This window comes from Serratia sp. NFX21, from assembly GCF_048517035.1.
GTDB classification, from domain to species: Bacteria; Pseudomonadota; Gammaproteobacteria; order Enterobacterales; family Enterobacteriaceae; genus Serratia; species Serratia quinivorans.
In genome coordinates this window covers 3,419,724-3,440,526 of record NZ_CP183196.1, presented here as the reverse complement: position 1 = coordinate 3,440,526, position 20,803 = coordinate 3,419,724, and the positions used below count along the sequence as shown (strand labels likewise).

The 20,803-nt window shown below is 55.0% G+C and carries 21 protein-coding genes; 16 read left to right on the top strand and 5 right to left on the bottom strand.

The annotated features are described in order from the left end of the window. The first annotated feature begins 123 nt into the window (after nucleotides 1-123). From ACNT1W_RS16185 to ruvB, 7 genes are all read left to right on the top strand, one after another. Nucleotides 124-354 carry an FmdB family zinc ribbon protein gene (locus ACNT1W_RS16185; RefSeq protein ID WP_331251156.1) on the top strand — a complete coding sequence of 77 codons (231 nt, stop codon included), beginning with the start codon at nucleotides 124-126 and terminating at the stop codon, nucleotides 352-354. 83 nt (nucleotides 355-437) lie between these two features. Then, nucleotides 438-2,219, top strand: a complete 1,782-nt coding sequence (gene aspS / locus ACNT1W_RS16180) for an aspartate--tRNA ligase (RefSeq protein ID WP_012145505.1) — start codon at nucleotides 438-440, stop codon at nucleotides 2,217-2,219. Then, nucleotides 2,219-2,665, top strand: a complete 447-nt coding sequence (gene nudB / locus ACNT1W_RS16175) for a dihydroneopterin triphosphate diphosphatase (RefSeq protein ID WP_419245844.1) — start codon at nucleotides 2,219-2,221, stop codon at nucleotides 2,663-2,665. Before aspS ends, nudB begins: the two co-directional genes overlap by 1 nt. Before the next feature lie 19 nt (nucleotides 2,666-2,684). Further along, a complete protein-coding gene (locus ACNT1W_RS16170) occupies nucleotides 2,685-3,428 on the top strand; it encodes a YebC/PmpR family DNA-binding transcriptional regulator (RefSeq protein WP_012145503.1) in 744 nt (247 codons plus the stop codon). A gap of 73 nt (nucleotides 3,429-3,501) precedes the next feature. Then, a complete protein-coding gene (gene ruvC, locus ACNT1W_RS16165) occupies nucleotides 3,502-4,023 on the top strand; it encodes a crossover junction endodeoxyribonuclease RuvC (RefSeq protein ID WP_012145502.1) in 522 nt (173 codons plus the stop codon). 241 nt (nucleotides 4,024-4,264) lie between these two features. Next, the gene (gene ruvA / locus ACNT1W_RS16160) at nucleotides 4,265-4,876 is read left to right on the top strand and encodes a Holliday junction branch migration protein RuvA (protein WP_012145501.1); all 612 of its coding nucleotides are present in this window, start codon (nucleotides 4,265-4,267) and stop codon (nucleotides 4,874-4,876) included. Nucleotides 4,877-4,896: 20 nt separating this feature from the next. Continuing rightward, on the top strand, nucleotides 4,897-5,901 hold the full coding sequence (gene ruvB, locus ACNT1W_RS16155) for a Holliday junction branch migration DNA helicase RuvB (protein WP_012145500.1): 1,005 nt from the start codon (nucleotides 4,897-4,899) through the stop codon (nucleotides 5,899-5,901). Between the two features lie 72 nt (nucleotides 5,902-5,973). Here the strand turns inward: ruvB and znuB are convergent, their stop codons facing one another. After that, nucleotides 5,974-6,759 (bottom strand): zinc ABC transporter permease subunit ZnuB, encoded by a 786-nt coding sequence (gene znuB / locus ACNT1W_RS16150; protein ID WP_012145499.1) that lies wholly within the window; start codon nucleotides 6,757-6,759, stop codon nucleotides 5,974-5,976. Next, nucleotides 6,756-7,514, bottom strand: coding sequence for a zinc ABC transporter ATP-binding protein ZnuC (gene znuC, locus ACNT1W_RS16145; protein WP_012145498.1), 759 nt, complete (start codon nucleotides 7,512-7,514; stop codon nucleotides 6,756-6,758). Before znuC ends, znuB begins: the two co-directional genes overlap by 4 nt. A gap of 78 nt (nucleotides 7,515-7,592) precedes the next feature. Between znuC and znuA the strand changes: the two genes are divergently transcribed. From znuA to lpxM, 3 genes are all read left to right on the top strand, one after another. Further along, on the top strand, nucleotides 7,593-8,558 hold the full coding sequence (gene znuA / locus ACNT1W_RS16140) for a zinc ABC transporter substrate-binding protein ZnuA (RefSeq protein ID WP_419245843.1): 966 nt from the start codon (nucleotides 7,593-7,595) through the stop codon (nucleotides 8,556-8,558). A 21-nt stretch (nucleotides 8,559-8,579) separates the two neighbouring features. Continuing rightward, the gene (mepM, locus tag ACNT1W_RS16135; protein ID WP_012145496.1) at nucleotides 8,580-9,902 is read left to right on the top strand and encodes a murein DD-endopeptidase MepM; all 1,323 of its coding nucleotides are present in this window, start codon (nucleotides 8,580-8,582) and stop codon (nucleotides 9,900-9,902) included. Nucleotides 9,903-10,047: 145 nt separating this feature from the next. Then, the gene (gene lpxM / locus ACNT1W_RS16130; RefSeq protein WP_012145495.1) at nucleotides 10,048-11,016 is read left to right on the top strand and encodes a lauroyl-Kdo(2)-lipid IV(A) myristoyltransferase; all 969 of its coding nucleotides are present in this window, start codon (nucleotides 10,048-10,050) and stop codon (nucleotides 11,014-11,016) included. A gap of 181 nt (nucleotides 11,017-11,197) precedes the next feature. Here lpxM and pyk read toward each other — a convergent pair whose 3' ends face one another. Next, nucleotides 11,198-12,640, bottom strand: a complete 1,443-nt coding sequence (gene pyk, locus ACNT1W_RS16125) for a pyruvate kinase (RefSeq protein ID WP_012145494.1) — start codon at nucleotides 12,638-12,640, stop codon at nucleotides 11,198-11,200. Between the two features lie 187 nt (nucleotides 12,641-12,827). Then, a complete protein-coding gene (locus ACNT1W_RS16120; protein WP_012145493.1) occupies nucleotides 12,828-13,700 on the bottom strand; it encodes a MurR/RpiR family transcriptional regulator in 873 nt (290 codons plus the stop codon). Between the two features lie 352 nt (nucleotides 13,701-14,052). Between ACNT1W_RS16120 and zwf the strand changes: the two genes are divergently transcribed. From zwf to mdtI, 4 genes are all read left to right on the top strand, one after another. Beyond that, nucleotides 14,053-15,528 carry a glucose-6-phosphate dehydrogenase gene (zwf, locus tag ACNT1W_RS16115; RefSeq protein ID WP_012145492.1) on the top strand — a complete coding sequence of 492 codons (1,476 nt, stop codon included), beginning with the start codon at nucleotides 14,053-14,055 and terminating at the stop codon, nucleotides 15,526-15,528. 152 nt (nucleotides 15,529-15,680) lie between these two features. Next, nucleotides 15,681-16,322 (top strand): bifunctional 4-hydroxy-2-oxoglutarate aldolase/2-dehydro-3-deoxy-phosphogluconate aldolase, encoded by a 642-nt coding sequence (locus ACNT1W_RS16110; protein ID WP_012145491.1) that lies wholly within the window; start codon nucleotides 15,681-15,683, stop codon nucleotides 16,320-16,322. 565 nt (nucleotides 16,323-16,887) lie between these two features. Next, nucleotides 16,888-17,256 carry a multidrug/spermidine efflux SMR transporter subunit MdtJ gene (gene mdtJ / locus ACNT1W_RS16105; protein WP_012145490.1) on the top strand — a complete coding sequence of 123 codons (369 nt, stop codon included), beginning with the start codon at nucleotides 16,888-16,890 and terminating at the stop codon, nucleotides 17,254-17,256. Further along, nucleotides 17,243-17,572: a multidrug/spermidine efflux SMR transporter subunit MdtI gene (gene mdtI / locus ACNT1W_RS16100; RefSeq protein WP_012145489.1), complete on the top strand. Its 330-nt coding sequence runs from the start codon at nucleotides 17,243-17,245 to the stop codon at nucleotides 17,570-17,572. The genes mdtJ and mdtI overlap by 14 nt, the downstream gene beginning before the upstream one ends. Before the next feature lie 58 nt (nucleotides 17,573-17,630). Here the strand turns inward: mdtI and ACNT1W_RS16095 are convergent, their stop codons facing one another. Beyond that, nucleotides 17,631-17,975 (bottom strand): RidA family protein, encoded by a 345-nt coding sequence (locus tag ACNT1W_RS16095; RefSeq protein ID WP_419245842.1) that lies wholly within the window; start codon nucleotides 17,973-17,975, stop codon nucleotides 17,631-17,633. A gap of 133 nt (nucleotides 17,976-18,108) precedes the next feature. Here ACNT1W_RS16095 and ACNT1W_RS16090 point away from each other — a divergent pair, with 133 nt between their 5' ends. Continuing rightward, nucleotides 18,109-20,013 carry an ATP-dependent DNA helicase gene (locus tag ACNT1W_RS16090; protein ID WP_419245841.1) on the top strand — a complete coding sequence of 635 codons (1,905 nt, stop codon included), beginning with the start codon at nucleotides 18,109-18,111 and terminating at the stop codon, nucleotides 20,011-20,013. A gap of 80 nt (nucleotides 20,014-20,093) precedes the next feature. After that, complete coding sequence (tsaB, locus tag ACNT1W_RS16085) at nucleotides 20,094-20,795, top strand: tRNA (adenosine(37)-N6)-threonylcarbamoyltransferase complex dimerization subunit type 1 TsaB (RefSeq protein WP_112363977.1); 702 nt, start codon at nucleotides 20,094-20,096, stop codon at nucleotides 20,793-20,795. The last annotated feature ends 8 nt before the right edge of the window (nucleotides 20,796-20,803 follow it).

Here is a 20,803-nt window from a genome sequence, read left to right as displayed (position 1 = left end):
AAAAAAGCGTCACGGGTTAATGGGAAATTTGTTAATCAATGTGTTACTTCGGGCAAAAACACGGCATTTAGTGCTGCAACAAAACCGTGTTCGCACTTATCTGGCGCATGAATTTCCTTTATAATGATCGCCTTTTTTCAACACACTTTACTCCGACGACCTATGCCGATTTATGAATATGCATGTGGTGCTTGCAGCCTTCGGTTAGAGAAACTGCAAAAATTTTCCGATGCGCCGCTGACAGATTGTCCGGCGTGTGGGCAGCCCGCGTTAACCAAGCTGATTTCGTCCACCGGTTTCCAGTTAAAGGGTACGGGTTGGTATGCAACAGACTTCAAACCGGGTAATAAGTAGAGTTCATCAGAAATCATCAGAAAACAGCCGCGTGGCAGGCGCTAAAGCCCGCGCGGCATCGGCTTAAGCCAAAAGGATAGCGTATGCGTACTGAATATTGCGGGCAGTTGAATCTGTCTCACGTGGGCCAGGAAGTCACTTTGTGTGGTTGGGTCAACCGTCGTCGCGATCTGGGCGGCCTGATCTTTATTGATATGCGCGACCGCGAAGGCATCGTGCAGGTGTTTTTCGATCCGGACCAGAAGGCCGCGTTCGATAAGGCGTACGACCTGCGCAATGAATTCTGCATCCAGATCGTCGGCACCGTGCGTGCCCGTCCGGACAGCCAGATCAATAAAGATATGGCCACCGGCGAAGTGGAAGTGTTCGCCCACGCTCTGGAGATCATCAACCGTTCCGAGCCTCTGCCGCTGGACTCCAACCAGGTCAACAGCGAAGAAGCGCGCCTGAAATATCGCTACCTGGATCTGCGTCGTCCGGAAATGGCCGATCGCTTGAAAACCCGCGCCAAAATCACCAGTTTTGTGCGTCGCTTTATGGACAGCCACGGCTTCCTCGATATCGAAACGCCGATGTTGACCAAAGCCACGCCGGAAGGTGCCCGTGACTACCTGGTACCGAGCCGGGTACATAAAGGCAAATTTTATGCGTTACCGCAGTCACCACAGCTGTTCAAACAGTTGCTGATGATGTCCGGTTTCGATCGCTACTATCAAATCGTTAAATGCTTCCGCGACGAAGACCTGCGTGCTGACCGTCAGCCTGAATTTACCCAGATCGACGTAGAAACCTCTTTCATGACCGCCGAACAGGTGCGTGAAGTGATGGAGAAACTGGCGCGTGAACTGTGGCTGGACGTGAAGAACGTAGATCTGGGTGATTTCCCGATCATGACCTTCGAAGAAGCGATGCGCCGTTACGGCTCGGACAAACCGGACCTGCGTAACCCATTGGAACTGGTAGACGTTGCCGACCTGGTCAAAGACGTAGAGTTCAAAGTGTTCTCCGGCCCGGCTAACGATGCCAAAGGCCGCGTAGCCGCGATTTGCGTTCCGGGCGGCGCGCAGCTGACGCGTAAACTGATCGACGAGTACGGCGCTTTCGTTAACATCTATGGTGCCAAAGGCCTGGCCTGGCTGAAGGTCAATGACCGTGCCGCCGGCATGGAAGGCGTACAGAGCCCGATCGCCAAATTCCTCAGCGCAGAAGTGCTGGAAGCGATCCTGGCGCGCACTAACGCGCAGTCAGGCGACATTCTGTTCTTCGGTGCCGACAGCTTCAAAATTGTCACCGATGCGATGGGCGCACTGCGTCTGAAACTGGGCCGCGATCTGGAGCTGACTAAACTGGACAGCTGGGCACCGCTGTGGGTGGTTGACTTCCCAATGTTCGAAGAAGACGGTGAAGGCGGCCTGGCAGCGATGCACCATCCGTTCACTGCTCCACGCGACATGAGCCCGGAAGAGCTGGCTGGCACGCCAACTAACGCTATTGCCAACGCTTACGACATGGTTATCAATGGCTATGAAGTGGGCGGCGGTTCAGTGCGTATTCACCGTAGTGAAATGCAGCAGACGGTGTTCAGCATTCTCGGTATTAACGAGCACGAACAGCGCGAGAAGTTTGGCTTCCTGCTGGACGCTCTGAAGTACGGCACGCCGCCACACGCCGGCCTGGCTTTTGGCCTGGATCGTCTGGTAATGCTGCTGACCGGTACCGACAACATTCGTGACGTCATCGCCTTCCCGAAAACCACCGCAGCGGCCTGTCTGATGACCGAAGCACCGAGCTTCGCCAACCCGGCGTCGCTGCAGGAGCTGGCGATCTGCGTGGTGAAGAAAGCCTCTGAACAAGAGAGCGAGTGATGAACTACAAGCGACCCGAGTCTATTCTGGTAGTGATTTATGCAAAATCCAGTGGTCGGGTGCTGATGTTACAGCGGCGCGATGATACCGAATTCTGGCAGTCGGTGACCGGCAGCCTGGAGGAAGATGAGTCGCCGCCGCATGCCGCCCGGCGTGAGGTCATGGAAGAAGTCGGCATCGATATCGAAGCAGAGAATCTGCCGTTGTTCGATTGCCAGCGCTGTGTGGAGTTTGAACTCTTTGTCCATTTGCGACATCGCTATGCCCCGGGAACCACGCGCAATAAAGAGCATTGGTTCTGTCTGGCTTTGCCTGAAGAGCGCGATCCGGTGATTACCGAACATCACGCCTACCAGTGGCTTGAGGCGGCGCAGGCCGTGAAGTTGACCAAGTCCTGGAGCAATCAGCAGGCGATTGAAGAGTTTGTGATTAATTCAGTCCAGTAATTTTTTTCGGAGATTTTTTATGGCAGGTCATAGTAAGTGGGCCAACACCAAGCACCGCAAGGCAGCGCAGGATTCCAAGCGCGGTAAAATTTTCACCAAAATTATTCGTGAGCTGGTGACCGCCGCGAAACTGGGCGGTGGCGATCCGGGGGCTAACCCGCGTCTGCGTGCGGCGATCGACAAGGCGCTGTCCAACAACATGACGCGCGACACCCTGAACCGTGCCATCGCGCGTGGTGTGGGCGGTGATGATGATTCCAACATGGAAACCATCATTTATGAAGGCTACGGCCCGGGCGGTACTGCCGTCATGATCGAATGCCTGAGTGATAACCGTAACCGTACCGTGGCCGAAGTGCGTCATGCCTTCACCAAATGTGGCGGTAACCTGGGTACTGATGGCTCCGTGGCTTACCTGTTTACCAAGAAGGGCGTAATCACTTACGCACCGGGCCTGGATGAAGACGTGGTGATGGAAGCGGCGCTGGAAGCCGGTGCTGAAGATATCGTCAGCTACGACGACGGCGTGATCGACGTATTCACCGCCTGGGAAAACCTCGGCGAAGTGAAAGACGCTCTGACCGCAGCCGGTTTCACCGCCGACTCGGCGGAAGTTTCCATGATCCCATCGACCAAGGCCGATATGGATGAGGAAACCGCGCCTAAGCTGTTGCGCCTGATCGACATGCTGGAAGACTGTGACGACGTGCAGGAGGTTTACCACAACGGTGAGATCTCCGACGAAGTAGCAGCGACGCTGTAATCGGCTTGAAGTACGGCGCTGCCTGGTGGCAGCGCCTGGCGAAGTTAATGCTTAACGCAAGGTGGGTGTAGGGATGACGATCATTCTCGGTATCGATCCCGGATCGCGCGTCACCGGTTACGGCCTTATTCGCCAGCAGGGACGCCAGTTGACCTATGTGGCCAGCGGCTGTATCCGTACCGTGGTGGATGACATGCCGACGCGTTTGAAGCTGATTTATGCGGGCGTCAGCGAAATAATCACCCAGTTTAAACCGGACTTTTTTGCCATCGAACAGGTGTTTATGGCGAAAAACCCGGATTCGGCGCTCAAACTCGGGCAGGCGCGCGGTGTGGCCATTGTCGCCGCCGTGAACCAGGATTTGGAAGTGTTTGAGTATGCGGCACGCCAGGTGAAACAAACGGTGGTCGGTACCGGTGCGGCAGAAAAAGCGCAGGTGCAGCATATGGTGCGCTCCTTGCTGAAACTGTCGGCCAACCCTCAGGCTGATGCCGCCGATGCGCTGGCCATCGCCATCACCCACTGCCATCTCAGCCAGAACGTGTTGCGGATGAGTGAAGGGCGCTTGAACCTGGCGCGTGGGCGTTTAAAGTAGCGCTTGATCGGTGATATAACAGGCTCCAGATAAAGTTTGTTATTAGGGAGAGCGTGCCGAAGGGGTCGTAGCGGCTTGTCCGCCGGAGCGCCCCTCGGTGCGCTAGGCCCGGGTATCTCGGGCTTGAAGGCCACTTTGTTATTAAACTTAGGCTGGATATTCATCCAGCCTTTTTTATGTTATAAGCTTTACCAGCACGGCATGACAGCAGGTCATGCTCATGAATTCTGCAGGAGGGTAAATGATAGGTCGTCTCAGAGGTTATATTCTGGAAAAGCAGCCGCCGCTGGTGTTACTGGAGGCAAACGGTGTGGGCTATGAAGTGCATATGCCGATGACCTGCTTTTATGAGCTGCCGGAACTGGGGCAAGAGGCTATCGTGTTTACCCAATTCGTGGTGCGCGAAGATGCACAGCTGCTGTACGGCTTTAATGATAAGCAAGAGCGTGCGCTGTTCCGCGAGTTGATCAAAGTCAACGGCGTAGGGCCAAAGCTGGCGCTGGCTATTTTGTCCGGCATGTCCGCGCAACAGTTCGTCAGCGCGGTAGAGCGTGAAGAGATCACTTCATTGGTGAAATTGCCGGGCGTAGGCAAAAAAACCGCTGAGCGCCTGGTGGTGGAAATGAAAGACCGCTTCAAAGGGCTTAATGGCGATCTGTTCAATAATAGCAGTGAAATCACGCTGCCAACCGCAGCGCAAGCCGCCGAGTTGGACGCGGAAGCCGAGGCAGCATCTGCACTGGTGGCATTGGGATACAAACCACAGGAAGCCAGCCGTATGGTCAGCAAAATCGCCAAGCCTGGCGCCGATTGCGAAACCCTGATCCGCGACGCGTTGCGCGCCGCGCTGTAAGCGCCGATAAGGGATAGAGAATGATTGAAGCCGATCGCCTGATTTCTGCCGAACCGATCAATGAAGAAGAAATTCTTGATCGCGCCATCCGGCCGAAGCTGCTGACGGAGTACGTCGGTCAGCCACATGTCCGCGAGCAGATGGAAATCTTTATTCAGGCGGCCAAGCAGCGTGGCGACGCGCTGGACCACCTGCTGATTTTCGGTCCGCCGGGGCTGGGTAAAACCACTCTGGCCAACATCGTTGCCAATGAAATGGGCGTTAACCTGCGTACCACTTCCGGGCCGGTATTGGAGAAGGCGGGCGATCTGGCGGCGATGCTGACCAACCTCGAGCCACACGACGTGCTGTTCATCGATGAAATCCACCGCCTCTCTCCGGTAGTAGAAGAAGTGCTGTATCCGGCGATGGAAGATTACCAACTGGATATCATGATCGGCGAAGGCCCGGCCGCTCGCTCGATCAAACTCGATTTGCCGCCGTTCACGCTGGTGGGTGCAACCACCCGTGCCGGTTCACTGACGTCGCCATTGCGTGACCGCTTCGGTATTGTGCAGCGCCTGGAGTTTTATCAGGTCGCCGATTTGCAACATATCGTTTCACGCAGCGCTAATTGCCTGGGGCTGGATCTGTCGGAAGAGGGCGCCCATCAGGTAGCTCGTCGTGCGCGCGGCACACCGCGTATTGCCAACCGTTTACTGCGCCGGGTGCGTGACTTTGCCGAAGTTCGCGCCAATGGCGTCATCAATGGCGAAGTGGCGATGCAGGCGCTGGATATGTTGAACGTCGACGCCGAAGGTTTCGACTATATGGACCGTAAGCTGTTGCTGGCGATTATCGACAAGTTCACCGGCGGGCCAGTGGGCCTGGATAACCTGGCGGCGGCGATTGGCGAGGAGCGGGAAACTATCGAAGACGTTATCGAACCCTTCCTGATCCAGCAGGGTTTTATCCAGCGCACACCGCGTGGGCGCATGGCGACCAATCATGCCTATAAGCACTTTGGCATGGTGCGCGAAGAGTAAGAGAACGCTGTGCATTAAAAAGGGCCGCAATTGAATCAATTGCGGCCCTTTTGACATCGGTAGCTGCCGGGGTCAGGCTTGCTGCTTCTTGGACAAGCTTAAAACAAACAGCACCGCGGCGCTCAAGACGACAGACGGCCCGGCCGGAGTGTCGTAGAAGGCCGAAAAGGTCAGCCCGCCGGTTACGGCAAGTATGCCCACCAGCACCGCGTATCCGGCCATTTGCTCCGGCGTGCGAGCGAAGCGGCGTGCGGTCGCCGCAGGAATAATCAACAGTGAAGTGATGATCAGCGCACCGACGAATTTCATCGCCAGGCCGATGGTCAGGGCCGTCACCAGCATCAACACGGTGCGCGCACGCACCAGATTAACACCGTCGACATGTGCCAGTTCCGGGCTGACGGTCATCGAAAGCAGGTTGCGCCACTGCCACCACAGGATCAGCAGCACGACGGTTACGCCAATGCCAATCATCCAGATATCGGTGAGGGTGACCGACAGCAGATCGCCAAACAGGTAGGCCATCAGATCGACCCGCACGTTCGACATCAGCGCCACCACGACCAGCCCCAGTGAGAGTGCGCTGTGCGCCATAATCCCGAGCAGGGTATCAACGGAAAGCTGCGGGCGACGCTCCAGCCACACCAACACCAGAGCCAACACCAGCGTCACGGCAATCACCGCATAGAAGGGATTGATGTCCAGCAGCAGACCGAAAGCCACGCCAAGTAACGAGGCGTGCGCCAGGGTATCGCCGAAATAGGACATCCGTCGCCAGACCACAAATGAGCCAAGCGGACCGGCGGCGCAGGCCAACAGGACGCCGGCCAGCCAGCCGGGTAATAACAGTTCGATCATGCCTCACGGCCCCCGGTTTTCTTCAACACAATTCGTCCTTGCAGGTCGTGACGGTGGTTATGGTGGTGGCGATAGACCGCCAGCTGTTCCGCACCGCGGTTGCCGAACATGGCGATAAATTCAGGATGCATCGAAACTACCTCCGGCGCGCCGGAACAGCAGATGTGTTGGTTGAGGCACAGCACTTCGTCGGTTTTCGCCATCACCAGGTGCAGGTCATGGGACACCATCAATACCGCGCAGCCCAACTCTTTACGCAGTTGGTCGATCAGATCGTACAGCGCCAGTTGGCCGTTAACATCAACCCCCTGGGTCGGCTCATCCAGCACCAGCAGTTGTGGCTTGTTCAGCAGCGCCCGAGCCAGCAATACGCGCTGGTTTTCACCGCCAGAGAGTTTTTGCATGGGCTGATCGAGCAGGTGGGCCGCCTGCACACGCTTAAGCGCCGGCAGAATATCGGCCTTTTTGACGCCGGGCTTCAGGCGCATAAAGCGGCTGACGGTCAGCGGAAGGGTGGCATCGAGGTGTAATTTTTGCGGCACATAGCCAATGCGCAGACCAGGCTCGCGTTCCAGTGTCCCCTCGGTGGGCGCAATCAGCCCCAGCACCACTCGCACCAGCGTGGATTTGCCCGCGCCATTTGGGCCGAGCAGCGTCAGAATACGGCCCGGCTGCAGGCTGAGCGAAATATTCGACAGCACCTTGCGGTTACCAAAGGAGACGGAGATATTTTTTAGCGTTGTCAGTGTGGACATCTCATGATTACATTTTGCAGAACTAACCGAATGTTATAATATCACGCCTCGCTGATGAAAACGACGGGATTACTGATAATGGCACAGAAAAATAAATGGCTGCAGCGTACGTTGCTGGCTAGCGCATTGATGATGGCCGGGCCGCTGAGCAGCGCGTCTGCGGCGGTGGTGACTTCTATACGGCCGGTGGGTTTTATCGCTGCGGCAATAGCCGATGGCGTGACGCCGACCGAAGTGCTGTTGCCGGATGGCGCATCACCGCACGATTTCGCGCTGCGGCCTTCCGATATCCAGCGCCTGCGTGCCGCCGATCTGGTGGTATGGGTGGGGCCGGATATGGAAGCCTTTCTGGCCAAACCCTTAATCTCCATATCGGCTAACCGCCAGGTTGCCATCAGTGAATTGAGTGGGGTCAAACCGCTGCTGATGAAGGGTGAAGACGACGATCACGACCATGAACACGACCATGATCATGCAGCAGATGCGCATAATCATGCTGGAAGTGACGAAGGGGATGGGCACCATCACGGCGAATATAATATGCACGTTTGGCTGTCCCCGGAAGTGGCAAAAGTGACCGCGATCGCGATTCACGACAGGTTATTGGAACTTATGCCGCAAAATAAAGACAAATTAGACGCAAACCTGCGCCAGTTCGAGAATCTGCTGACGCAAACTGACAAAAATGTTGGTAACATGCTTAAGCCTGTGCAAGGCAAGGGATATTATGTTTTTCATGATGCTTACGGCTACTTTGAGAAACATTTCGGTTTGAGCCCGCTGGGCCATTTTACCGTTAATCCCGAAATCCAGCCTGGGGCACAGCGCTTACACCAAATTCGAACACAGTTGGTTGAGCAGAAAGCAGTATGCGTTTTTGCTGAGCCACAATTCAGGCCGGCCGTAATCAATGCGGTTGCCAAGGGGACCAAAGTGCGTTCTGGAACGCTGGATCCGCTGGGCATCGGCATCGCACTGGGGAAAGACAGCTACGGGAACTTCCTGACTCAGCTGTCAAACCAGTACGTGAGCTGCCTGAAGTAAAGATTATGAGGATAAAATCGAGTGCAGCAGATAGTCAAAACTATCGCTCTGGCGTATAACAACCTGCCACGGCCCCACCGCGTCATGCTGGGGTCGTTGACAGTGGTTACATTGGCCGTTGCCGTCTGGCGGCCTTTTGTTTATCACCCAGAACATAACCCCATCGTTAAGAGTATCGAATTAGAATCCAGCCAGTTACGATCCTTGCTGCCAGAAGCCAGTGAGCCGATCGATCTTGACCAAGCCACCCCCGATGATGACATCCCACAGGATGAGCTGGACCAGAAGGTCGCCGGCGAGGATGGAGTGCATGAATATGTGGTTTCCACGGGTGACACCCTCGGCAGTATCCTGACCCAATATGGCATCGATATGTCGGACGTCACGCTGTTGGCATCGCAGAACCGCGATCTGCGTAATCTGAAAATTGGCCAACAGCTGTCATGGACAGTGAACGATGCGGGCGATCTGCAGCGTTTGACCTGGGAAGTGTCCCGCCGCGAGACCCGTACTTACGATCGTACGGGCAACAGCTTCAAAGAAAGTCAGGAATCTCAACAGGGTGAATGGCGTAATAATGTGATCAGCGGCCGACTCAACGGCAGCTTTGTCACCAGCGCCGCTAACGCCGGCCTGAGCCGTGCCGAAATCAATGCGGTGATCAAGGCGCTGCAGTGGCAGTTGGATTTCCGCAAACTGCGCAAGGGCGATCAATTCTCGGTATTGATGTCCCGCGAACACTTTGATGGCAAGAGTGCGCAGAGCCAGTTGCTGGGTGTGCGCATGCGCACCGGCGGTAAGGACTACTACGCTATTCGTGCCGAAGACGGTAAATTCTACGATCGTCAAGGTTCCGGTCTGGCGAAAGGCTTTATGCGTTTCCCGACCATGAAGCAATTCCGCATTTCCTCAAACTTCAACCCACGCCGGGTTAACCCGGTCACCGGGCGCATTGCGCCGCATAAAGGCGTCGACTTCGCGATGCCGGTTGGCACCCCGGTGCTGGCCGTAGGTGACGGTGAAGTACTTATCGCCAAACGCAGTGGCGCTGCGGGTAACTATGTGGCCATTCGTCATGGTCGCCAGTACACCACGCGTTATATGCATCTGAAAAAACTGTTGGTTAAGCCAGGTCAGAAAGTGAAGCGTGGTGATCGTATTGCGTTGTCCGGTAATACCGGCCGCTCTACCGGCCCACATCTGCACTTTGAAATGTGGACCAACCAACAGGCCGTGAACCCGTTGACGGCGAAACTGCCGCGCTCTGAAGGGTTGACCGGTAAAGATCGCAGTGATTATCTGGCGCAGGTGAAGGAAGTCACCCCGCAGCTGCAGTTGGATTAATCCCTTGTTCAGGCGCTATGCGCCAGTGATACCATCGGCCTGATTTCGGGCCGATGTTGTTTTATATTGGCGCTTCGCCGTGGTTAATTGCAAAATCAATCTTTGCAATTATGATTAGCCGAACCGCTAAGTTAAGAGCTTGTGCATGCAAAACGAAAAAAAATCTAACTCAGAGTTCATCCCGCAATTTCAGAAAGCCTTTTACCACCCGCGCTACTGGGGCGTTTGGCTGGGAACCGGGCTGATGGCCGGTATTTCATTAGTGCCTGCGCGCTTGCGCGATCCGGTGCTGGGTGCCGTTGGCAAGCTGGCCGGCAAGGTGGCTAAAGGCGCCCGACGTCGTGCGCGCATCAACCTGCTGTATTGCTTGCCGGAAGTGCCGGAAAACGAGCGTGAGCACATCATTGATGAGATGTTTGCCACCGCGCCGCAGTCGATGATCCTGATGGCCGAACTGGCCTGTACCAAACCGGAAAAAGTGTTGAAGCGCGTTCGCTGGCACGGGGAAGAGGTGTTGGATAAAATCCGTGAAGAAGGCCGTAACGTGATTTTTCTGGTACCACATGGCTGGGCGGTGGATGTTCCGGCGATGTTAATGGCGGCTCGCGGTCAACCGATGGCGGCGATGTTCCACAACCAGAGCAACCCGTTAGTCGACTACCTGTGGAATACGGTGCGCCGTAAATTTGGTGGACGGATGCATGCGCGCAATGACGGCATCAAGCCATTTATCAGCTCAGTGCGCCAGGGCTATTGGGGCTATTATCTGCCCGATCAGGATCACGGTGCCGAACACAGTGAGTTCGTCGACTTCTTCGCCACCTATAAGGCGACGCTGCCGGCAGTGGGCCGTCTGATGAAAGTCTGTCGTGCGGCCATTGTGCCTTTGTTCCCGGTGTATGACGGTAAAACCAGTATGCTGGATGTTTATATTCGTCCGCCGATGGACGATTTGGCCACCGCCGATGACCACACTATTGCGCGTCGGATGAATGAAGAGGTGGAGAATCTGGTAGGGCCGAACCCGGAACAGTACACCTGGATCCTCAAACTGTTGAAAACGCGTAAAGAAGGTGAGATTGAACCTTATTCGCGCGATGATCTCTATCGCTAAAAGTCATATTTGCTTAATGCCAAAGGTCAGTCATCTCAGGTGATTGGCCTTTTTCGTATGGTGCTTAAAAATGCAATAGGTGGCGCTCCATTTGCCGTAACGGCGACTGGAGATGAGTTTCTCAGGGGGAAGGGGGAGCGTAAAAAATGCCGACCGCGTTAACGGCCGGCAGCAGTATATTTTACTCGACGCGCAGAATACGGCTGGTATTGGTGGTACCCACGGTTTCCATCACGTCGCCCTGGGTGACGATCACCAGATCGCCTGAGACCAGGAAGCCTTTATCGCGCAGGCGGTTAACTGCGTCATTGGCCGCGATAACGCCATCATTATGGCTGTCGAAGTACACTGGCGTAACGCCGCGGTACAGCGCAGTCAGGTTCAACGTGTGCTCATGGCGTGACATGGCGAAGATCGGCAGACCGGAACTGATACGTGACATCATCAGCGCGGTTCGGCCTGACTCGGTCATGGCGATCAGGGCGGTAACCCCTTTCAGATGGTTAGCTGCGTACATTGAAGACATGGCAATGGCTTCTTCAATGTTGTCGAACTGCACGTCCAGACGGTGTTTGGAGACGTTGATGCTTGGGATTTTCTCTGCACCCAGACAAACACGCGCCATCGCCGCCACGGTTTCTGCCGGGTACTGGCCTGCCGCGGTTTCAGCAGACAGCATCACGGCGTCGGTACCATCCAGCACGGCGTTTGCCACGTCCATGACTTCGGCGCGGGTAGGCATAGGGTTGGTGATCATCGACTCCATCATCTGGGTCGCGGTAATGACGGCGCGGTTGAGCGTACGGGCACGGCGGATCAGTTTTTTCTGGATGCCGACCAGTTCCGGATCGCCGATTTCGACGCCCAGGTCGCCACGGGCTACCATCACGACGTCGGAGGCCAGGATGATGTCATCCATGGCTTCGTCGCTGCAAACGGCTTCGGCACGTTCAACCTTGGACACGATCTTGGCGTTGCAGCCGGCATCGCGCGCCAGTCGACGTGCGTAGTTCAAATCTTCGCCGGTACGCGGGAAGGAAACTGCCAGGTAGTCGACGCCGATTTTAGCCGCGGTGACGATATCGGCCTTATCTTTCTCGGTCAGGGCTTCAGCGGACAGGCCGCCACCCAGTTTGTTGATGCCTTTGTTGTTGGACAGTGGGCCGCCAACGGTGACTTCGGTAAACACTTTCATGCCCTGAACTTCGAGCACTTTCAGCTGTACGCGGCCGTCATCGAGCAGCAGCACGTCGCCGGGTACCACGTCGGCAGGCAGGCCTTTATAGTCGATACCGACTTTTTCTTTATCGCCTTCGCCCTTGGACATGTTGGCATCAAGCAGGAATTTATCACCGATGTTAAGGAAGATTTTGCCTTCCTTAAAGGTGGAAACACGAATTTTCGGCCCTTGCAGGTCACCCAGAATAGCGACGTGGCGTCCCAACTTGGCAGCAATTTCGCGCACTTTGTCAGCGCGGATCTGGTGGTCTTCTGCGGTGCCGTGGGAAAAGTTAAGCCGAACTACGTTAGCGCCGGCGGCAATGATCTTTTCCAGATTATTGTCGCGGTCTGTAGCCGGACCCAGGGTGGTAACAATTTTGGTTCTTCTGAGCCGTCTGGACATGTATTACTCCGTTGACTGGTGAAGCAAATTATTGGTGTTGCGATAACGTCGGATAACGAAACCAGGAGTGAAATGTCATTTTACTACACTGATATTTCACCCGGGTTACCCGCATGAGCGTATTACAGGGTACTGCCTCTAATGCTGCCGTCCAGATGACTTTGAACGACAGTTTTTTTCACATAGGTTACGAGTCGAAACTGTTGGGGATAACCACACCCTTATCAAAGCGCGATTCTTTCAACGCTTCCTTGACCCGCTTCAAGTTATCTCTGAATTTGGCCCCTCTACGCAAGGTAAATCCGGTGGCCAGCACGTCGATGAGCGTTAATTGCGCAATTCGCGATACCATCGGCATATAAACGTCGGTATCTTCCGGAACATCGAGCAATAATGCCAGCGTGGCTTCATGAGCCAGCGGGGTATCGCGCGAGGTAATGGCTATTACCGTGGCATCGTTTTCGCGTGCCAGTTGCGCCATTTCCACCAGGTTCTTGGTGCGACCGGTATGGGAGATGAGTACCACCACATCCCCCTCGCTGGAATTCATGCATCCCATGCGTTGCATGACGATGTCATCGAAATAGACCACCGGAATATTGAAGCGGAAAAATTTGTTCATCGCGTCGTGGGCCACAGCCGCCGAGGCACCCAAACCGAAGAAAGAGATTTTTTTTGCCTGGGTAAGCAAGTCAACCGCACGATTGATTGCTGCAATATCCAAATTTGCCTTTACTGTATCAAGGCTGGCCATGACGGATTCGAAAATTTTACCGGTATAGGAAGCAACGCTGTCATCTTCCTCCACGTTACGGTTTACGTACGGGGTGCCGTTGGCCAGGCTTTGGGCAAGATGCAGTTTAAAATCGGGAAAACCCTTGGTATCGAGACGGCGACAAAAGCGGTTGACGGTGGGCTCGCTAACGTCCGCCATCCTGGCCAGCGTCGCGATACTTGAGTGAATGGCGGTCTGCGGGGAGGCGAGGATCACCTCGGCGACTTTCCGTTCAGATTTGCTCAGCAGCTCCAGATGGCTCTGGATTTTTTCCAGCGTATTCATATAACGAGAGTCACTCATGGGTTTTGTCGATTTCAATCAAAGGAGAAATCAATGCCGGTTTAGTGAAAATATACTACGTGCTGGTAACCGTTGGCAGTGTCGACAGAGGGTATGCAGAGTTTTTTCATCAGAACATGACCTGTGTCTAACTTTCATAATGGTAAAAGAGCGTCAAAAAAGACAGAAAATTACAGTTTTTAGTTCAGTCAGCGGCATTTACTGCCAATAGCGCTTAACACTGCAATTTTTGGGGCTTTTTTTCTACTTTTGATCCGGGTTTACTGGCTGTAGTTAAAGAGAGTACATTAGTAATGTAAGAAAATTACAAATATCCTGCAACGAGGAGATGAACATGGCGGTAACCTCTACAGCCCAGGCGTGTGACCTGGTTATTTTCGGCGCGAAAGGCGATTTGGCGCGTCGTAAGCTGTTGCCTTCCCTGTACCAGTTAGAGAAAGCCGGTCATATCCACCCGGATACCCGTATTATCGGCGTCGGCCGTGCCGAGTGGGATAAAGATGCCTATATCAAGGTGGTCAAGGAAGCGCTTGGCACCTTTATGAAAGAAAAACTCGATGACGAACTTTGGGCCACGCTGAGTGCGCGCCTGGACTTCTGCAACCTGGATGTGAACGACAGCAAAAATTTTGCCAAATTGGGCAAAATGCTGGATCAGAAACATCGCACCACCATCAACTATTTTGCCATGCCGCCCAGCACTTTCGGCGCGATCTGCAAAGGGTTGGGTGAGGCCAAGCTGAACCACGAGCCGGCACGCGTCGTGATGGAAAAACCACTAGGTACCGATCTGGCGTCTTCGCGCGTGATCAACGATCAGGTGGCGGAGTATTTCAACGAGTCTCAGGTTTACCGTATTGACCACTATCTTGGCAAAGAGACGGTGTTGAACCTGCTGGCACTGCGTTTTGCCAACTCACTGTTTGCCTCCAACTGGGACAATCGTACCATCGACTCGGTGCAAATTACCGTAGCGGAAGAGGTGGGTATTGAAGGTCGTTGGGGTTACTTTGACCAGGCCGGCCAGATGCGCGACATGATCCAGAACCACCTGTTGCAAATTCTGACCATGATTGCCATGTCACCTCCGGCGGATCTGACCACTGACCGTATTCGCGATGAGAAAGTGAAGGTGCTGCGCTCACTGCGTCGTATCAATCAGACCAATGTGCGCGAAACCACGGTGCGTGGCCAATATACTGCCGGTTTTGTGCAGGGCAAAAAGGTCCCTGGTTACCTGGAAGAGGAAGGGGCGAACAAAAGCAGCAACACCGAAACCTTCGTCTCTATCCGCGTTGATATCGACAACTGGCAGTGGGCCGGCGTGCCGTTTTACCTGCGAACCGGTAAGCGCTTGCCGACCAAGTGCTCTGAAGTGGTGGTCTACTTCAAGAACCCACCGCTGAACCTGTTCAGCGATTCTTACCAGCAACTGCCGCAGAACAAATTGACCATTCGTCTGCAACCGGATGAAGGCATCGAGATCCAGGTATTGAACAAGGTCCCTGGCCTGGATCACAAACACCGCCTGCAAACCACCAAGCTGGATCTGAGTTTCTCAGAGACCTTCAACCAGGAGCACGTGGCAGACGCCTACGAGCGCCTGCTGCTGGAGACCATGCGTGGTATCCAGGCGCTGTTTGTGCGCCGTGACGAAGTGGAAGAAGCCTGGAAGTGGGTTGACTCCATCATGGACGCCTGGAAAGCGGATAACGAAGCGCCGAAGCCGTATCAGTCCGGTACCTGGGGCCCGGTAGCCTCGGTGGCGATGATTACCCGCGATGGCCGTTCCTGGAACGAGTTCGAATAACGACCCGGCCGGCAGTTTATCTGCCGGCATTTTTTTGCCTGCACGACCGGGGCGCAACATCACTTGGGGTACGGCCGGACGCCCGCGAGACTCTGTGGGCCCCTGTGGCAGGGGCGTGCCATTGATAACCCGTAAGTAATGGAGAAGTAACGATGAAAAACTGGAAAACCAGCGCGGAACAGATCCTGACCGCCGGTCCGGTAGTTCCGGTGATTGTGATTAATAAGCTGGAACATGCGGTGCCGCTGGCCAGGGCGCTGGTCGCCGGTGGCGTGCGCGTATTGGAAGTCACTTTGCGCACTGCCTGCGCGATGGACGCGATCCGCGCTATCGCGGCAGAGGTGCCGGAGGCGATTATCGGTGCCGGTACTGTGCTTAACCCGCAGCAGTTACAGGCGGTGACCGAAGCCGGTGCGCAATTCGCTATCAGTCCGGGCCTGACGGAGGCGCTGCTGAAAGCCGCTACCGCAGGCAGCATTCCATTGATTCCGGGTATCAGCACCGTTTCAGAACTGATGCTGGGCCTGGATCACGGTCTGCGTGAGTTCAAGTTCTTCCCGGCTGAAGCCAACGGTGGCGTTAAGGCGTTACAGGCGATCGGCGGCCCATTCCCGCAGGTACGTTTCTGCCCAACCGGTGGCATCACACCAGGCAACTACCGTGATTACCTGGCGCTGAAAAGCGTATTGTGTATCGGTGGTTCCTGGTTGGTACCGGCCGACGCGTTGGAAAATGGCGACTACGCACGCATCACTGAACTGGCTCGTACCGCAGTGAGTGGCGCCACGGCGTAACCCGCGCCGGGCCTGGGTTTGGCGATTACTTGCCCGAACCAACCTAAACCAAGGTTCAACAGAATGTTGAACCTTTTTTTTATTTTTAAATTCCTTAACTTTCTTATTTATAGACTATTTTTTTATAGTTTTTGTGAAAATAGCGGTTTGCTTTATGATTATTGCTATGGTACAACTATTGCAGTTAAAATTTTACTTGATGAGGATATTGGGCAAATCGCACTCCGTGTAACAAGATTATGTGCGGCTGAGAATAGAGAATACTTATGATGACAACTAATGGAATTACCCTCAGAACCTCTACTTGCCAGCTTTTCCTGTCTGCCATCCTTGCCAGTGAGCATCACTGGTGCAGCGAGCTATAGCGTCTTTCTCCCTTAACCGGTGCTGGTGACAGGCTCAGTCCTTCGTCATTTCGCGTAGCCGGGCAAACATTTTTATTACGTTTGGGTCAGTTTATCCCCAGGGATCTCTGCGTCTTCAGCGCCTGTTTGCGCCTGTCTGACGAGATAAATCGGGATAAATATGCCTTAGCGTGCCTTATTCGCCGTTTGGGAGAGAAATCATGATTTATTGGATCTTTTTAGGTTTGGCCATAGCGACCGAAATTATCGGTACCCTGTCAATGAAATACGCCAGCATTAGCGGCGGCATGACCGGCCATATAGTGATGTATGTAATGATCACCGCATCGTATGTAATGCTGTCGATGGCGGTAAAACGGGTTGCTTTGGGCGTCGCTTATGCCCTGTGGGAAGGTATCGGTATCCTGTTTATTACCCTGTTTAGCGTGCTGTGGTTTGACGAACCGATCTCGGCGTTGAAGGTACTAGGTCTGGTGACGTTGATTGTCGGCATCATGCTGGTGAAGTCCGGCACCCGCAAACCACGAAAACAGGTAACGCCGCGAGGTGACAACCATGCAACAGCTTGAGTTGTACCACATTGCTTTTCTGGGATTGGCAATCGTACTGGAGATTATCGCCAACATTTTCCTGAAGATGTCGGACGGTTTCCGTAAAGTTTGGTTGGGCCTGCTGTCTCTGCTGTCGGTACTGGGGGCGTTCAGTGCGCTGGCGCAGGCGGTGAAGGGGATTGATCTTTCGGTTGCCTATGCGCTGTGGGGCGGTTTCGGTATCGCCGCGACAATCGCTGCCGGCTGGATCCTGTTTGGTCAACGGTTAAATGCCAAGGGCTGGATTGGTCTGGTGTTGTTACTGGCGGGGATGGTGATCATCAAACTGGCTTAATCAGCAGCAAACACGACAAAATAAAACCGCAGGCGTTATCGTCTGCGGTTTTTTTGCTTTACAGCGCGGCAATGATTTTGATTTCAACCTTGTATTTCGGGTTCATCAATTTTGCCTGCACGGTGCAACGCACTGGGGTACTACCGGCAACCACCCAGGCATCCCAGGCGGCATTCATCCCGGCAAAGTCAGCGCCGTCGGCCAGAAAAATGGTGGCGTCCAGCACCCGGCTTTTGTCGGAACCCACACGGGCCAGGATCACGTCAATCGCCGCCAGGGCGTTAGCGGTCTGTGCGGTAGCGTCATCATCCAGATTTTCCGGCACGCTGGTGTAATAAACGGTGTCGTTGTGAACCACGGCTTCAGACCAGCGATCGGCGGGATCAATTCTTTCAATATTCATTCGGTTATCTCCATATCATAGTCGCGTGTAGGGTATCACAGCCATCGGCAGAAATACTCGACGTTAAAGTCGGTGGTAGCCGCGCGGCAGGATTGGCATAATCAACGCTGAATAATACCGGCAGAGAGATAGCGTGACAGACGATTTCGCAACAGACGGCGCCCTGGCGCAGGCAATCAAGGGTTTCAAACCGCGTGAAGCACAGCGGCAGATGGCGGAAGCGGTCACCGAAGCCATTAACTTCAAGCAGGAGTTGGTGGTTGAAGCGGGCACCGGCACCGGTAAAACCTTCGCCTACCTGGCACCGGCACTGCGGGCCGATCGCAAAGTGATTATTTCCACCGGTTCAAAAGCGCTGCAGGACCAGCTTTATGCACGGGATCTGCCCACCGTTGCCAAGGCGCTGAACTACAAAGGCAAGATGGCGCTGTTGAAGGGGCGATCCAACTACCTGTGTCTGGAGCGTCTGGAGCAGCAGTCGATGGCCGGTGGCGAACTGGCCGGACAGGCGCTGATCGATCTGGTCCATCTGCGCAAATGGTCATCAATGACCAAAGAGGGTGACATCAGCAGCTGCAGCGACGTGGCGGAAGACAGCTTCGTCTGGCCGCTGGTGACCAGTACCAACGATAACTGCCTGGGCAGCGACTGTCCGTTGTATAAAGATTGCTTTGTGGTCAAGGCGCGTCGCCGTGCCATGGATGCGGACGTGGTGGTAGTGAACCACCATCTGTTCCTGGCGGACATGGTGGTGAAAGAGGGCGGCTTTGCCGAACTGATCCCCGAGGCCGATGTGATGATCTTCGATGAAGCGCATCAGATCCCTGACATCGCCAGCCAGTACTTTGGCAAACAGCTAACCAGCCGCCAACTGCTGGACTTGGCCAAAGACATTTCCATTGCTTACCGTACCGAAGTGCGTGACGCGGCGCAGCTGCAAAAAAGTGCCGACCGTCTTAGCCAAAGTACGCAGGATTTCCGCTTAATGCTGGGAGAGCCAGGCTTTCGCGGTAACCTGCGCGAGGTACTAAGCCAACCTAATGTGCAGCGCGCCTTGCTGTTGCTCGATGATGCGCTCGAACTCTGCTACGACGTAGTCAAGCTGTCCCTCGGTCGTTCAGCCTTGCTGGATGCCGCCTTCGAACGCGCCACGCTGTATCGTGCGCGCCTCAAACGTTTGAAAGAGGTGACGGAACCCGGTTTCAGCTACTGGTACGAGTGCAACTCACGCCATTTTATTTTGGCGCTGACGCCATTGACGGTCGCCGATCGTTTCCGCGAGCTGCTCGATGAAAAACCGGGCAGTTGGATTTTCACCTCGGCAACGTTATCGGTTAATGAGCAAATGGGGCATTTTACCGATCGTCTGGGCCTGAATAAGGCCAAAACCCTGCTGTTGGCCAGCCCGTTCGACTATGCGAAACAGGCATTGCTGTGCGTGCCGCGCTTTTTGCCATCACCGAACCAGCCGGGTGGGGCACGGCAATTGGCGCGTATGCTGCGGCCGTTGATTGAGGCCAATAACGGCCGCTGTTTCTTCCTCTGTACCTCGCACCAGATGATGCGTGAACTGGCGGAAGAGTTCCGTGCAACCATGACCTTGCCGGTGCTGTTGCAGGGGGAAACCAGTAAGGGCCAACTGTTGGCGCAATTTGTTGAGTCCGGTAATGCGCTGTTGGTGGCGACCAGCAGTTTCTGGGAAGGGGTCGACGTGCGCGGCGATGCTTTGTCGTGCGTGATTATCGACAAGCTGCCGTTTACCTCGCCCGACGATCCCTTGTTGAAAGCGAGGATTGAAGATTGTCGACTGCGCGGTGGCGATCCTTTTAACGATGTGCAATTGCCGGATGCGGTCATCACTCTGAAACAGGGAGTTGGGCGCTTGATCCGCGATACCGACGACCGTGGCGTGTTGGTGATCTGCGATAACCGCCTGGTGATGCGGCCGTATGGAGAAGTGTTCCTCAACAGCCTGCCGCCGACGCCCCGTACCCGCGATATCTCCCTGGCGATTGCCTTCCTGCAGGCGGAGCGCTAGCGGATAGGCGTGACCACAGGGCTGTGCTACAATGCGCGCCCTGTATGAAAAACCCTGTTTTTTTCCCGCCTGAGGTTGGCATGTCCACGCGAATTTTAGCGATCGATACAGCGACGGAAGCCTGTTCCGTTGCCATCTGGAATCAAGGCGAAATCCACGCCCTGTTTGAACTGTGCCCACGTGAGCATACGCAACGCATTTTACCTATGGTGCAGCAAGTGCTGGCGGAATCCGGCGTCACTCTTAATCAACTCGATGCTCTGGCCTTTGGCCGTGGCCCAGGGAGTTTTACCGGCGTGCGTATTGGCATCGGTATCGCGCAGGGTCTGGCGTTGGGCGCCGACTTGCCGTTACTGGGTATTTCTACTTTGCAGACCATGGCACAGGGTGCCTGGCGCGTCGCCGGGGCCGATCGAGTGCTGGCAGCGATAGATGCGCGCATGGGTGAAGTTTACTGGGGCCAGTTTGAGCGTCAGCAAGACGGCCATTGGCTGGAAAGCGAAGGTGAGGCGGTACTTTCACCTCCGCAGGCGCTGGCGCGAGCGCAAGGCCTGCAGGGGCACTGGGCGCATGTTGGCACCGGCTGGCAAACCTATCCGGATCTGGTCACCGGTTCTTCGCTAAGCTTGAGCGATGGCCAAATGCTGTTGCCGCAGGCGGAAGATATGCTGCCATTGGCGCTGCATGCCTGGCAACAGGGGCAGGCCGTAGCGGTAGAAAATGCCGAGCCGACCTACCTGCGTAACGAAGTCACCTGGAAAAAATTGCCGGGGCGTGAATAGCGCAAACC

What these genes read in the sequence shown, in the direction of transcription:
- mdtJ (WP_012145490.1), top strand. Translation starts at nt 16,888, where the DNA reads ATGATTTATTGGATCTTTTTAGGTTTGGCCATAGCGACCGAAATTATC.
- pyk (WP_012145494.1), bottom strand. Translation starts at nt 12,640, where the DNA reads ATGTCCAGACGGCTCAGAAGAACCAAAATTGTTACCACCCTGGGTCCG.
- aspS (WP_012145505.1), top strand. Translation starts at nt 438, where the DNA reads ATGCGTACTGAATATTGCGGGCAGTTGAATCTGTCTCACGTGGGCCAG.
- ACNT1W_RS16120 (WP_012145493.1), bottom strand. Translation starts at nt 13,700, where the DNA reads ATGAATACGCTGGAAAAAATCCAGAGCCATCTGGAGCTGCTGAGCAAA.
- ACNT1W_RS16095 (WP_419245842.1), bottom strand. Translation starts at nt 17,975, where the DNA reads ATGAATATTGAAAGAATTGATCCCGCCGATCGCTGGTCTGAAGCCGTG.
- ACNT1W_RS16185 (WP_331251156.1), top strand. Translation starts at nt 124, where the DNA reads ATGATCGCCTTTTTTCAACACACTTTACTCCGACGACCTATGCCGATT.
- znuB (WP_012145499.1), bottom strand. Translation starts at nt 6,759, where the DNA reads ATGATCGAACTGTTATTACCCGGCTGGCTGGCCGGCGTCCTGTTGGCC.
- ruvB (WP_012145500.1), top strand. Translation starts at nt 4,897, where the DNA reads ATGATTGAAGCCGATCGCCTGATTTCTGCCGAACCGATCAATGAAGAA.
- ruvA (WP_012145501.1), top strand. Translation starts at nt 4,265, where the DNA reads ATGATAGGTCGTCTCAGAGGTTATATTCTGGAAAAGCAGCCGCCGCTG.
- lpxM (WP_012145495.1), top strand. Translation starts at nt 10,048, where the DNA reads ATGCAAAACGAAAAAAAATCTAACTCAGAGTTCATCCCGCAATTTCAG.
- mdtI (WP_012145489.1), top strand. Translation starts at nt 17,243, where the DNA reads ATGCAACAGCTTGAGTTGTACCACATTGCTTTTCTGGGATTGGCAATC.
- zwf (WP_012145492.1), top strand. Translation starts at nt 14,053, where the DNA reads ATGGCGGTAACCTCTACAGCCCAGGCGTGTGACCTGGTTATTTTCGGC.
- ACNT1W_RS16110 (WP_012145491.1), top strand. Translation starts at nt 15,681, where the DNA reads ATGAAAAACTGGAAAACCAGCGCGGAACAGATCCTGACCGCCGGTCCG.
- ACNT1W_RS16170 (WP_012145503.1), top strand. Translation starts at nt 2,685, where the DNA reads ATGGCAGGTCATAGTAAGTGGGCCAACACCAAGCACCGCAAGGCAGCG.
- znuA (WP_419245843.1), top strand. Translation starts at nt 7,593, where the DNA reads ATGGCACAGAAAAATAAATGGCTGCAGCGTACGTTGCTGGCTAGCGCA.
- tsaB (WP_112363977.1), top strand. Translation starts at nt 20,094, where the DNA reads ATGTCCACGCGAATTTTAGCGATCGATACAGCGACGGAAGCCTGTTCC.
- nudB (WP_419245844.1), top strand. Translation starts at nt 2,219, where the DNA reads ATGAACTACAAGCGACCCGAGTCTATTCTGGTAGTGATTTATGCAAAA.
- ruvC (WP_012145502.1), top strand. Translation starts at nt 3,502, where the DNA reads ATGACGATCATTCTCGGTATCGATCCCGGATCGCGCGTCACCGGTTAC.
- znuC (WP_012145498.1), bottom strand. Translation starts at nt 7,514, where the DNA reads ATGTCCACACTGACAACGCTAAAAAATATCTCCGTCTCCTTTGGTAAC.